The organism is Halobacteriovorax sp. RZ-2 (assembly GCF_043196685.1).
Classification (GTDB): Bacteria; Bdellovibrionota; Bacteriovoracia; order Bacteriovoracales; family Bacteriovoracaceae; genus Halobacteriovorax_A.
Genome location: NZ_JBEBMR010000001.1, coordinates 490,688 through 503,205, shown reverse-complemented (window position 1 = coordinate 503,205; position 12,518 = coordinate 490,688). Strand labels below are relative to the sequence as shown.

The 12,518-nt window shown below is 36.7% G+C and carries 14 protein-coding genes; 7 read left to right on the top strand and 7 right to left on the bottom strand.

Features of this window, described 5'->3' with window-relative positions:
* Nucleotides 1-148: 148 nt before the first annotated feature.
* The 3 genes from ABMA78_RS02310 to ABMA78_RS02300 are packed head-to-tail and all read left to right on the top strand — an operon-like array spanning nt 149 to nt 2,800.
* Complete coding sequence (locus ABMA78_RS02310) at nt 149-808, top strand: hypothetical protein (protein ID WP_392856652.1); 660 nt, start codon at nt 149-151, stop codon at nt 806-808.
* Nucleotides 798-1,925 carry a serine protease gene (locus ABMA78_RS02305; protein ID WP_392856651.1) on the top strand — a complete coding sequence of 376 codons (1,128 nt, stop codon included), beginning with the start codon at nt 798-800 and terminating at the stop codon, nt 1,923-1,925. The genes ABMA78_RS02310 and ABMA78_RS02305 overlap by 11 nt, the downstream gene beginning before the upstream one ends.
* The gene (locus tag ABMA78_RS02300) at nt 1,925-2,800 is read left to right on the top strand and encodes a GNAT family N-acetyltransferase (protein WP_392856649.1); all 876 of its coding nucleotides are present in this window, start codon (nt 1,925-1,927) and stop codon (nt 2,798-2,800) included. Before ABMA78_RS02305 ends, ABMA78_RS02300 begins: the two co-directional genes overlap by 1 nt.
* A gap of 25 nt (nt 2,801-2,825) precedes the next feature.
* Here ABMA78_RS02300 and ABMA78_RS02295 read toward each other — a convergent pair whose 3' ends face one another.
* A complete protein-coding gene (locus tag ABMA78_RS02295) occupies nt 2,826-3,299 on the bottom strand; it encodes a hypothetical protein (protein ID WP_392856647.1) in 474 nt (157 codons plus the stop codon).
* A gap of 326 nt (nt 3,300-3,625) precedes the next feature.
* Here ABMA78_RS02295 and ABMA78_RS02290 point away from each other — a divergent pair, with 326 nt between their 5' ends.
* Nucleotides 3,626-3,874: a response regulator transcription factor gene (locus tag ABMA78_RS02290; protein WP_392856645.1), complete on the top strand. Its 249-nt coding sequence runs from the start codon at nt 3,626-3,628 to the stop codon at nt 3,872-3,874.
* Between the two features lie 70 nt (nt 3,875-3,944).
* Entirely contained in the window at nt 3,945-4,868 is a 924-nt protein-coding gene (locus ABMA78_RS02285) for an ATPase, T2SS/T4P/T4SS family (RefSeq protein WP_392856642.1), read from the top strand.
* A gap of 34 nt (nt 4,869-4,902) precedes the next feature.
* On the opposite strand, the gene ABMA78_RS02280 is transcribed toward ABMA78_RS02285, so the two are convergent.
* The 4 genes from ABMA78_RS02280 to ABMA78_RS02265 all read right to left on the bottom strand — a co-directional run bounded on the left by ABMA78_RS02280 (nt 4,903) and on the right by ABMA78_RS02265 (nt 7,930).
* The gene (locus ABMA78_RS02280) at nt 4,903-5,532 is read right to left on the bottom strand and encodes a transposase (RefSeq protein ID WP_392856640.1); all 630 of its coding nucleotides are present in this window, start codon (nt 5,530-5,532) and stop codon (nt 4,903-4,905) included.
* Nucleotides 5,533-5,563: 31 nt separating this feature from the next.
* Nucleotides 5,564-6,187 (bottom strand): hypothetical protein, encoded by a 624-nt coding sequence (locus ABMA78_RS02275; protein WP_392856638.1) that lies wholly within the window; start codon nt 6,185-6,187, stop codon nt 5,564-5,566.
* Nucleotides 6,188-6,365: 178 nt separating this feature from the next.
* Complete coding sequence (locus ABMA78_RS02270) at nt 6,366-7,148, bottom strand: PfkB family carbohydrate kinase (protein ID WP_392856637.1); 783 nt, start codon at nt 7,146-7,148, stop codon at nt 6,366-6,368.
* A complete protein-coding gene (locus ABMA78_RS02265; RefSeq protein WP_392856634.1) occupies nt 7,148-7,930 on the bottom strand; it encodes a BtpA/SgcQ family protein in 783 nt (260 codons plus the stop codon). The genes ABMA78_RS02270 and ABMA78_RS02265 overlap by 1 nt, the downstream gene beginning before the upstream one ends.
* Nucleotides 7,931-8,006: 76 nt before the next feature.
* Here ABMA78_RS02265 and ABMA78_RS02260 point away from each other — a divergent pair, with 76 nt between their 5' ends.
* Nucleotides 8,007-8,939 carry a hypothetical protein gene (locus tag ABMA78_RS02260; protein WP_392856633.1) on the top strand — a complete coding sequence of 311 codons (933 nt, stop codon included), beginning with the start codon at nt 8,007-8,009 and terminating at the stop codon, nt 8,937-8,939.
* A gap of 1 nt (nt 8,940) precedes the next feature.
* On the opposite strand, the gene ABMA78_RS02255 is transcribed toward ABMA78_RS02260, so the two are convergent.
* On the bottom strand, nt 8,941-9,591 hold the full coding sequence (locus ABMA78_RS02255) for a thermonuclease family protein (RefSeq protein ID WP_392856631.1): 651 nt from the start codon (nt 9,589-9,591) through the stop codon (nt 8,941-8,943).
* A 175-nt stretch (nt 9,592-9,766) separates the two neighbouring features.
* On the opposite strand from ABMA78_RS02255, the gene ABMA78_RS02250 reads away from it, so the two are divergent.
* On the top strand, nt 9,767-11,086 hold the full coding sequence (locus ABMA78_RS02250) for a S1 family peptidase (RefSeq protein ID WP_392856629.1): 1,320 nt from the start codon (nt 9,767-9,769) through the stop codon (nt 11,084-11,086).
* Here the strand turns inward: ABMA78_RS02250 and ABMA78_RS02245 are convergent.
* A complete protein-coding gene (locus tag ABMA78_RS02245; RefSeq protein WP_392856627.1) occupies nt 11,070-12,431 on the bottom strand; it encodes a family 14 glycosylhydrolase in 1,362 nt (453 codons plus the stop codon). The two genes, ABMA78_RS02250 and ABMA78_RS02245, sit on opposite strands and share 17 nt — an antisense overlap.
* Nucleotides 12,432-12,518 lie beyond the last annotated feature (87 nt).

Here is a 12,518-nt window from a genome sequence, read left to right as displayed (position 1 = left end):
AATGGATTAAAGAATGTTTAATTAAATAATTAACTCAAGTTATTGGTATTACAAGAAATTAAAGGCCGTTCACTCTATGTACACAGGCGTAGATATTTCAAATCTTAAGTAATTTATCAAAAAATCATTTAATCTCAATCTTACAACTATGATGAAACTACTTAAAACTCTATTTATATGTATTTCAATTTTATGGAGTACTGTTCAGGCCAACACTTTTGATTATCAGTGTATGGATGCTTATAAGGATAAGATTGAGTCTTTGTACCCTAAGGATCAGTCGGCCAATGAGGACAAGAATGATTGGGTATATAAGTTAAAGGGCTATTATTGGCTAGCAAAGGTTGTTAGTCATCCTGTTGCAGTTTTCATTGTGGCCTTTGTTCCATTTTCTATACCTGTTGTTCTCGGAATTACAGCGGTTGCTTCATTCTTTGATATTTTGAAGAACGAGAAAGGGATCATTGGAACTTATATCATTTTAAAGATGTCGGAATTGTCAGAAGAAGAAATTGCTAATCAGGATGTTGACTCAAAAATAGAAGAAGAAGTTCTTGAGCTACAAGAGAATAAGTATAGCCGCGAAAATAACCTCTTTTTTACATTCGTTAATCGCGTCAACCGCAAATATAAGAATACAAATTATTCATACGAAGATGTACGTAAGGCCGTAATTGAGATAGCGACTCAAGATGATGGCCTATGTAAACGTAAGGGAAAAGAAAAGTTTATCTCTCTTAATCGTTTAATCCGTCTAACAAAGAAAAAGCTTAACTCTAATAAAGGTTTAATTGAAAATGCGCTTTAAATTATTATCACTTCTTATTACTATTTTAATTACTTTCAATTCTCATGCAGAATTATGTAGTGAAGAGCAAGAACTATCTTCGCTTCGAGAAATTGCAAGAATAATGCAAGTGATGAGTGTCGATGGCGTTTATATTACGAATCTTATGGATCTAAGAAAAGATCGTATTAGGGGTTATGTAACACAGGTTAATCGTATCGAAAGAACTTGTTCTTCAGTTTCGATCTATAGGGCCATTATTAAGCTTTACGAAAATATCAACTATCCTAGTGTTTACTTAAAATATGTTCTTTCAAATCAAAGAAAGGACCTCAATATTAAAGAATATGTAGTTGGTGATGAATGGAATCGTATTCATATTGGTGAAAATGACACTCCAGATGTTGAAGAGCTAAAGAGCTCAATCCTTATTACTGGTCTTGGTGTTGTGAATACAGCGAATAAGTTGACACTTAAAAATGTTGGAACAGCTTTCTATCTTGGTAAGTATGAAGGTGAGCACCTTGTTGCAACGGCCGCCCATGTTATTGATCGTGAGAATTTCAATGATATGCTCTTTCATTTTATTGCAGGGCCAAAATTTTCTTTGAAGGCAAAAGAGCTAATCTTCTATAGCGATGATATTGATTTTGCAATTGTATCAATCAATATGGAAGATAAGGAAGCAATCCTTATGAAGACTGTTTCTGCAGTTAAGCTTAACTTCGATAAAGTAGCTGAAGAGGGAACACCTCTAACTACAGTAGGGTTTGGTTTCTTTGATAATGAAAAACTAGGACTTGCTCGCTATGAAAACTCTAACGACTGCCAAATCATCTTTGGTGATGATAAAGTTAAAAAGCTTGATAAGGTCTTCTCAATTGCAACAGGCTGTGATGCTTCTGGTGGAGATTCAGGGTCTCCAATCGTTGACCGCAATACTGGAGAGCTAATTGGAGTGATTACTAGAATTCAAACTGAAAAGATTGGACTGACATCAAAGCAATTAATTGAAGAAAAAGAAGAGAATGCTTCAAGCATTTGGAATGATGGAAGCTTTGCAACTTCGATGAAATATATCAAGGCAGAGTTAGAGAAAATGAATAATCCAATTATTAAGAGCTTATTGGAAATTTAATGAAAAAGATACTTCTTGATTTGTTATATGACAGTTCAGCACTCGTTAAGTTTTGCAAAAGTAAGGGCATTTCAGTACCAAGGAAATATTCATCAATTCGTAAAAATGATATTAAAAAGAGCTTAAGTGATGAGTCTATATATACTCGTCATGATGAGAAGAAAAATAAATACTTTTATCAATTCTTTCCTTCATACGATATAGGTCTAAGAATTATAAAAGTTGATGTTCAAGTTGCTCCAAAATGGTCTCTAGGTGAGACGAAGGCCATGGTTGAGGATGTGTTTAATAATGTTAAACGCATTAAAAGGGCCCATTTCTATGTTCCAGTAAATTCTCGATTATATAATCATTTGCTCGATTTAGGTGGGAGAAGTCGTGGTGAGGAACTTTTGGCAAGTGTTGATGATGGCCTAAAGTATCTTTCAAAATATGAGTATGATAAAGATGTTAAAGTCGTGAAACTCAACAAAGACTTAAGTGACGAGGTAGCCGATATTGAATATCTTGCTCACAAGTTCAGCACAACATCACGCTGTGAGAACTTTCCTCGTAAGATGTTTCTTGGTTTTGTCGAGAACCTTATCAAGTATAATGTCGATGCATTAGTTGCTGTTGAGGATGGTAAGGCGATTGGCTTTATTGTTCCAAGTATTTCAAGGACTAATGTTGGCCATATTATGTCAATCTCTGTTCACCCAGATGCTCAAGGGCGAGGCGTTTCAAAACTCTTATATAATGAGGCCTTAAAATATTATAAGAAAAAGAAAATATCAGTTTATGCTGGTGTTTCATCGACGAATGAGGTTCTTGGCTTTTCGAAAAAGCTTAAACGAAGAGCAATGTTCGCTTATATCGAATTAATACGAAAATAAAAAAACCTCCGTTCGGAGGCATTTCTTAAAAATACTTTTCAAAGCAATAACGATTTATATAATTCTTATCTTTTATAAAGTGCATAAGTGCTGCTACTTGTGAGCACTGTGCTAGGGTGATTGTTTCTTTCTGTTTTTCAAAACATTCAAGCCCAAGGCGAGTGATATCTTCTGTGTAGGCCTGTGCCTCAGCATGAGCTAGGCATTGATCAAAGTTAAAAGCTCCACCAAACTGTGTGCCACAAATTGCGCGGGCCTTGTTTTTGTCTCTCATAAAGATCATTTCTTCTGCCACTGACATACATTGTTCATAAGTGATTACTGTTAAGTATTTCTCCTGACAGCGATAGAGCATTGGAGTGATATCTTTTTCATATGGCATTTGAATCGCAAAGTTCACACAGCCTTGAAATTCATAGTCGCAACTTGTTTGATCCTCTAGGCAACCTGCTGATGCATTTAGAGTAAATAGAATGGCAATTAACGATAAAATCTTCATTTGTCCCTCTCATTTTTAGATACACCTACTTAATTAACTCTATTTAGTTTATTTGACACTGCTTCTTGTAATACTTACTTAAAAGGGGCGCGGGTACCTATCGAGATTTCAGTGGGTTAGTGGTGATTGTTGCTCAGATAAGTTAATTATTTAGGGACTAGTAACCGATAGGAATAGTAGGAGATATTTTATTTAGAAGTTTTTGGTTTAATGGGGAGATTTTTATAAAAACCTTAGAGGCAGAGTTACTCAATTTAGCTAAAGAATGTCGTCTTTACTCACGTGGTAAAAATCAATCACTATGTCTAAATCGTGTAGCTAAAACCTTGGAATCTTTAACAAAATCAGTTGATCAATCAGCGATCTCACCAGAGAACCCCTTAACAGCAAGAGAGGCAGAAGTGCTGGCGTTGGTCTCACTTGGTTACACAAATAAAGAGATGGCCAATGCTCTCTCGATTTCAGAAAAGACTATTGAGTATCATATGAGCTCTATATTCAAAAAAACGCAAGCTAGTAAGCGAACTGAAGCTGTCACAAATGCTCTAAAATTCAAATGGTTAGAGGCGTCCTAGGGAGGTCCCTAGGTGAATTATTTTGAAATAACAAATAAGCTTACAGTAGATAATAACTGTAGGAGAAATGATGAAAGATCAATTAGAAGAAGTACTTGGAAGTTTATACAAATTTGTTTGTGATGAATCTGTTGATGAGATCAGTGTCGGTGCCTATCATGATGTATCGGTAAAAAGAGTTGATGGGTGGCACTCTGTTCAATGCTTCAATAATAAAGATGAGTACGAAAGAGTGATCAATTCTCTTAAGGAAAATTTCGGTATAACTGATAAACAGGTTTCTTTTTCTAGGTACATAACAGAAGTGCTAACTGTTTCAGTTGTTCTTTCGCCTATATCAATCAAAGGACCAGCACTTAAGTTAACAAAACTACCTAAGAAAATTTTATCTCTAGAAGATTATATTTCATTAAATGCACTTACAGAAAAAGGAAAAGAGATTATTACAGGAATTGTTGAATCAAACAGAGGTATTCTTTGTGCAGGTGACTTTGGTTCAGGTAAGACGACTCTTTATAATACAATTCTAAACCTTCTGCCAAAAGAGAAGACACTGGTTTCAATTGAAACCACTCCATCGATCGTTTTTTATCGAAACTTAGTGACAAGGCTTATGCCGCGTGGAAAAGATGCTGACTCTATTCTTGAGGTCATGAGTGCTGCGGAAGAGAGTAGGAGTGATTATATTACTCTTAGTTATTTAGATGAAAGATTGAGTTACCCATATATTGATCTCGTTAGAAATAATGCCGTTGGTGTTGCATGTGCTGGAGGTAGTGGCCCTGTTAATACAATTGATCGCTTAATTCGCCAGTCAGTCGTTTCCTCATACGGTTACAACTTAGAAGAGGCGGCCCTCGTGGTTTCTGAAGTTTTCAAATATATTATCTTTCAAGAAAAGAAAGCAGATAGTGAACATCGATTTATTTCTTCAATTCATGAAATCGTATTTGAAAAAGGTGAAATAAAACTTAAACCGCTTTATGTCCCTTAAAAGGGGCGCGGGTACCAATCGAGAATTCCATTACTTATATTGTAATTTTGAAGTCCTTGAGTCTTTTTAGATATAGTGCAGATATACTTTGCTTTGGAGTGAAGTAGCTCTTCTTTAAAGACTTTCTAATACAATCATCAAATTCAGTATCATACCTTCTTTCAATTAGTTGTTTTGCCCCTGCATAATCGATATGTGGCCGATACTGAAATAGCTCTGCCTCAAGTCTTGAAAAGTGTAGTGATGTGTAAGGATAGTCAATACAAGCTTCTGAGATTCCTGCCCGTATCGGATTTTGGTAAAGGTAGCGATAAACATTATACAGATAATTTTGATCTGCCACGATAGACCACTTATATCGATTACTAAATTTATGATTGATTCTACTTGTCCTCAATGAAATTAAATAACTAATTCTCCAGTTAAAATGCATCATAAAGCGATCGATATTTTCATCGGGAGTAGTAAGTAGGAGATGGTAGTGGTTTGACATGAGAACAAAACAGTTTATTTGTACCTTTTCTTTCTCTTGTGCATAAATTAAAGACTCTTTACAAATATCCCATACTTCATTCATGGGAATACTAAACCAGTCTCGGTTATTATTTCGTGTCGTCACATGGTAAGGAAAATCTCCTTGTCGGATTAGCTTCTTCTTTGGCATTACTTACTTCCTCGCTAAAAAAAAATGGCGCTTAGAGCGCCACATTTTGCAATTTAAGTTTTTTATAGAGCTGATAATTAATACATGCGATTAGAGGTGTTACGATAAAAAGACCTAGTCCAAGTGAAAGCACTGCAAGTAGAGCAAGAACAAGGTAGGTGAGTGTTGCTGCTAATATAATTTGATAGTTTTCTGAAAAGATTTTTCTACTTTTCTCAAGTAGATCCCATGCTTTTGTATTTTGTTCATCTTGTTCAAGACTTAAAGGCATAACGAAGAGATAAGAAGCAAAGAAATAAATTCCTGGTATAATAAAAAGAATAACGCCAAAGAAAGTAATCAGCGTCGATAAAGAGCCCGTTATAAAAATCAAATTGAATTTTTCTTTTGGTATCGAAATAAAATCGTAAATCGTAAGTTGTTTTTGTGTTTCTGATCTTGTGATCGCTGTGTAAGTTGCTGCTAAGTAAAATGGTGTGATAAGGCACGAAGAAAATGGAATAGCGGAGAGTATCCAGACCATTAGAGTGAAGGCCAGTGTAAAGCCACTATATATTAAGGCATTGTCTTTATACGTTTGCCATCCAGTATCTAATACTTCCGATAATTCATTTATTGTTTTTGATTCTTTAAAATTAATTAGTAGTTGATTCATATTTACCTCACTTGTTTGTAGAGGTAATAGGTGCCTAGGGGCATTTACGCATTTAAATTTCATTTTGATATTAAGATTTTTCAAAATGGGGCGCGGGTACGAATCGAGAATTCCAGTAGTTAGTTGCTAAAATCTCATAGGGTATGGGCAAAAGAGGGCTAATTACACAGATTTTGATTTATAAGTCTTCGAAATCTCGATTCGTACCCGCGCCCCTAACTGATAAAATTGATTTTGCGTAATGAGATGCTTTTTCGATATTGTTGAGAGCGAGGAAGGCACCGAGGAATGCGTCGCCAGCTCCAGTTGAGTCGACCACTGGTACTAAAGGGATTGGGGAAAAGTTTTCGATTTGTTTTTCTGAGAGCTTACTAATTTTATCCTTTCCCCTTGTTACTAAAATTTTGATATCGTGATTTTTTACATAATCATAGAGGAAGTCTTCAAGAGGATGGCCAGTCACTAATCCGAACTGAGCGAGACTCGCATGCTTTAGATATTTTTCAATTTCAATTTCACTAGCATCATGAAAATCAAAAATAAACTTTGCCCTAGGTTTCGCTTCAATAAGTTGGTCTACGAATGGAAGGATCTGTGAGTAGAGAGGGCAGACGATATGACCTTCAAGCTCTTTAATTAATTGAAGTTCTTCTTTGGTGAATTGAAAGTTTTCAAGCACACCACTTTTGTATTCAGTGAAGTTCTTTTCGCCACTTTCTAAGGTCTCGATAAATTGAACCGGAGTCTTTCCCTCTCGAAAAAGTGGAACGGCCTGAATACCTTCTTTTTGACAATGGTTGATAATTACTTGGCCATCACTTGCTGCGGGATAGATTAGTGTTGCCTTTGAATTTGAATTGCGCATAAAATGCGTGGCCACATTTAAAGAACAACCACCAAGATGCCTTTCATGTACGGATGTATAATCATCAAAACCTGCATCGCCAATGAAGGTATACATTATTGTCTAAGCCTTCTTACGATATCCATAAATGGTGCAATTTTTTCATAATCCATACGAGTGTCTGTCATAAGTGCACTTCCAACGATAGCGCCGTCAAGAGCAGGATAGAGTTCATCTAGATTATTATGAGAAAGACCTGAGCCAATGATAATTGGAAGCTCTGGTGCGCCTTCTTTTGCTTCCATGATTTCTTTTATACTTGGAGCGATTCCTGTTTCGCGGCCAGAGACAACGGCCGCAGCACTTTTAAACTCGTATGCTTCGCGAGCAGATTGGGCGAGGGTTTTCTCTTCTAACATGGTTGCATACTTAACCTGAATATCTGTTAAGAGTTGAATATCGTCTGCTGCGATTTTTTTGCGATAATTGAGTAGACCTTGAGGATCAATTTTCATCTCTCCGCCGTATTCCTCGCGTGCCATGCGATCAACAAAGTAATCAGTACGGATAAAAGAATTGCCACCGGCCTTCGCAATTGCAAGGGAAGCTTCTGGATCATTGATTAAAAACTCTGAGCCAATTGGGTAGTTGCCCGCTTGTCTTTGGACCATGTTGGCCACAACACTCATGCTTGCAATAACTTCTTTAGAGGCCTCAACTGTATAAGGCCTGTCGTGCTCATTTTCTAAGAGGGCCGCATCGACTCCGCACTTTCTTAGAACTTCAAGGTCTTCAAGGGCGTAATCAATGACCTGATTTATTCCTGGATGACTCGTGTAGCCAAGTAGTGGGCGTAGATAAATAACTGCAATTATTGGTTTTGCCTTAAAGTCTAGCATTTAATCTCTCCATGCATGTGTATTGTCATAGTAAACGACGAGTGATTTAATAGTCCAGCAACAATTTGGGGGAGCTATGTTACGTCTACTCACACTTACTTTAGTGTCAATTTCAACTTTTGCTATTTGTCAGAAATGGTCTGGTCCACAGGTTATTGGAAGCCTTGATACTTCAGTTTTAAATGAGACGTCTGGGATTGCAATCTCTCAAGTTCATGATGATCGTATGTATAACTTAAATGATTCTGGCTCTGGCCCAGAGATTTTTTGGACAACGATTTCTGGAAAGAATACAAAGAAAGTTAAGGTCAACAATTTCAAGCCTTATGATATGGAAGATATGTCTTTAGGTCCATGTGGTGATCTTAAGTGTGTTTATATTGCAGATATTGGAGATAATCGTAAGAAGAGAAAATTTCTTTCAATTGTCGCCATCGATGAGATGAAATTGAAAGCGGATACTACTGAGGTTGGGCCAGAGTTTGTCTTACGTTTCGTTTATCCTAATAAAGAAAAGTACGATGCTGAGAGTATGGTTGTTCATCCAAGTGGTGATATTTATATTTTAACTAAGATTGTGGACGAAGAAAATCGCCGTGCTATGCCTGCAAAGCTTTTTAAGTTAGGCAAAAAGAAAGTTGCTAAAGCTATCGAGAAAAATGAGAAGGCCGAATTAGAGGAGGTCGCTACAGTTGATCTTCCTTATCATCTTTATAACTACAACCTTTGGGGAAGAATTGCGACGGCAATGGATATCTCTAAAGACGGTAAGACACTTCTTGTTCTAACTTATGGAGCTATTTTTGAATTTAATATTGAGTTCAATTCTTTAAAAGAGTTCAATGCAAGAAAGTTAGATGCCAAGAGTGAATTTAGAATCGTAACGACTAAGAAGCTCTATCAGCAAGAGGCCATTGCATACGGGCCAAAAGACAATGAATTCATCTATACAACAGAAGTTGAATCAGGTGATGGTGTAAGTGAAATTGTTAGACACGTATGTGAATAACTTATTTTGAAAAAAACTTATAACCTAGCTGCTTTGCTCTCTCAAAAGATCGGATGAAGAGCCTGCGGTAAGGTGGGACCATGTGGCCATCTTCAGGTGAATAAAGAATTTTTGTCTCTAAGTCACCGACGTAATTTGTTCCAATACGATTTTGAACACTCATGCGAAATTCATATGGCAGCTGGACGTTAAGAGCGTAAATTCCAATTTCTTCAAGGAAGACTTTTTCAGAAGCGGCCATATATTCGTACATAATGTCTTTATCAAAAGGTTCAATAAAGTAAGGTACAGCTAATCCTGATTTTAGCATTTCTAAATTTATATCTTGGCCTTGGTATAGAACTGTACCAAGTAGACGACGCGTGTTTAGGTCTCCATCTCTTCCCAAGTCAATGACAACAGTACTTCCAATTGGAACAAGCTTTCTGAGGTAGTCTCTGGCATCAAGGGAGATCTGCCCTTGAGTACTTCCGTTGAAGTCGACCTCGGGTGTATCAATTCCTAGCATGCGAATATTTTTCTTCTTTCCTAGAAAGTCACTATAAATTGTCATGGTATCACCATCGTGAATATACAGAACTCGACCCTCAAACGAGATGGCAAAGATTGATAATTGAATAAGTGCTAGGAATAGAAGTTTTATTTTTCTCATATTGCTTTGTAGTAAAATAAAGTAGTTATGAATAGGGAGTGGATAAGATTTACTTATCTCGTTGTTCTCTTAACTGTTTGAAATGACTAGTTCTGACTAAGGTTTTTACATATAATTACTATCTGAATTAGGCCAAGTTTCACATGTCACTCTCTTGTTTTGCTACATTCTTAGCATGAGAAAAGCCCCATTATTTATTGTCCTATTTCTATCACTTATTTCTTGTTCTGAAAGGGGCTTGAAAGTTAACACACAATCAGGTGCCATTATTGGTGGAGAGAAACTCTCTGCTCAGGCCAATGAACTCAAATATACAGTTGCCATTACTAAAGAAAATGATCTTGATAAATCATTTTGTACAGGAAGTTTAATTTCAAAACATCATATTATTACGGCGGCCCATTGCTTAATTGGTAGCTCTTATAAAAATATGCAGGTGGCCTTTGTTTCTGAGGTGCCTAAGTTTATTAATATCAAAGAAGCATACCTCGCACAGGATGCGTTGTTAGAGATGCATGGTCTGGAAAGTGTAAGAGGAGACTTTGGTCACAATTTTGATATTGCGATTTTAGAATTAGAAGAAGCTGCTCCGGAGAGTGCTGAGGTTATTGAAATTCTTGAGGCATCAGAAAGTCATGAAGTTCTAAATAAGAAAGTTAAGCTAATTGGCTTCGGTCAAGATGCAAACGGCGTTGTTGGTAAGCCTAAAAAAGTTGATGTTACAGCTACGGCCATTAGGCGTAATCTTTTAGAGCGCTCAATTCTTCTATACGAAGATGAGAGTGGAGCATGCCGTGGGGATTCAGGTGGTCCTGCTACAATTACAATTGATAATCAGACGTTCTTAATTGGTGCAACTCAAGGGTATGCTAAGGCTGCATTTGATGGTGTTGAGGACCTCGATTGCTCTTCTGGAAAAGGGATGTATACATTCTTACCGGATTATAAAACTTGGATCGTAAGTGTCATTAATAAAACTGAATATAGTCCATCTAATTTTGATTATCATCCATTTGAATTTGCGCAAACGGAAAGTGAAAATTCATCTTCTTTGGAATGTGATAATTTAAAGTCTTTGAGCATCGCTCGTTGGCAAGGACTCTATACCTATGCTTCTCGTGTTATTGGAAGTTTTAAATGCGATTCAATGAATGATTGGTTCTCTTCTGAGACTAATTATTCTGAAAAACCAAGTAGTAAGGCCGAGTTTATTCAAGGGAAATGGTCAATTGTTGGGAATTATTATTTCTTAAGATATTTTAAAAACTTAGAAAAGGTTTCAATCGATCAGTCCATGAGAATAACAAGACGCGATCAAATGGTCTTAGGGGTCAACTCAAGTGTCATTTACTTGAATAATAAGTATAGTGATTTTGTTCTAGGTGATAGCGTAAGAGAGCTCTCTCTTTTGGGAGGGAAGCTCTCAAGAGAAAATTACGATACTCTTAGCGCAAGAACGGACTTTCTTCTAAAGAAAGTTAGTGTGGATGAGTAAGTCGATAGAAATTATCTCTGGCAAGGCCACTACTTAGGATCGTTCCCATTCTAAGAAAGGTCACACCATCATAATTTCCGAAATATAGGGCATCGGCGATATTATCCCATGCTCTTTGTGAGTAGAGTGTTCCAGCAAGTGCATTCTCTCCAAGAATTCTAACGCCTTGGCGATTTGCTTCTTGGGCAACCCAAAAAACGAGTGCCTTAGCATAGCTTTGAGCATGATCTGGCCCATCGTAATTATCCATTTCTAAGCAAGTAAAATGAAAGTTGATATTATAAAAATTCTTTTCGGCCTTTAATTCGTTAACAAGGCCAATAATACGGTTATAGCCATGGCCAGTTTGGTCGCTATAAATATCATTATCTGTTGAAATGAGCCCTGCATTCAGTTCTGCTAGACGGTCTCCTCCTGGGGCAACTCGCCAGTGTATACCGGGAACTTTAAAGCCAAGTTGAATATGTACATGGATTCTAAAGACATCAATGGCCGCAGATAGAATTCGCTTCCCGTGCTCTCTAAGGCTATTAGAGTACCAGCGATAGAAGTCCTTGCCGTATTGAGTATACTGTTCATTATTTTGAAAGAAGAAATTTGGATTTGGTGGAAAAACTTGAGCGAAGTTTTGAAGCCCAAAGCCCCAAGCTTGATTTAAGTTTTGCACACTCTTGTACTTTGACTTCATTGCATTTTGAAAACTTTCAATTGCGGGCCTTGAGTAAGCTTGTATTGCACCTCTTGTCGGATAACCTGTGCCATTGTCATGAGAGTTGTATGATGGGTAACGGAGTTCACCAGCCGGCCCAAGACTTACATTGATTTCATATATATCATTCATCTTGTGGCCAAAGTGATAATTAAATGAGTGCATGACATCGTAAAATTCTCCGATGGCATATTGAGTTGTCCATACAGATAAGAATTCTTTTGAGTAATTACCTTGCTCTGATTTTGACATGGCATCGTGTCCGTATTTTTTCCAAAGCCAATTTGGAATAGGGACGTTACATGTATCTCCAACATTTCCACCACATTGATGGAATGAAAGAATTGGAACCCACTTTAGACCTGCTTGAATAATTAAATCACTTAAGAGCTGATAGTATTGCCAATCAAATTGGTTATCATTTTTTTCAACTAATCCCCACCAAATATCTGTACTGACGCCTGTTGCCCCCAGGGCCTTTATTTCATGAAGCTGTCTTTTAAAGTCTTCAATTTGGTATTTTGAAAAATTAGAATTTAAATTATTAGGGTCACCAACAAGTAATGGGGCCATAACATTAAAGACTTTTGCATAAGTTGTGAAACTTAGAAGTAGGGTAGCGATTAAGATTTTCATGGATGCTTTATACTCTAGTAAATTTATCTAGAGTAGTTATGTTGTATAAATTACTAAATGTTAAGTTGTTGAAATTGTTTAAGTGGT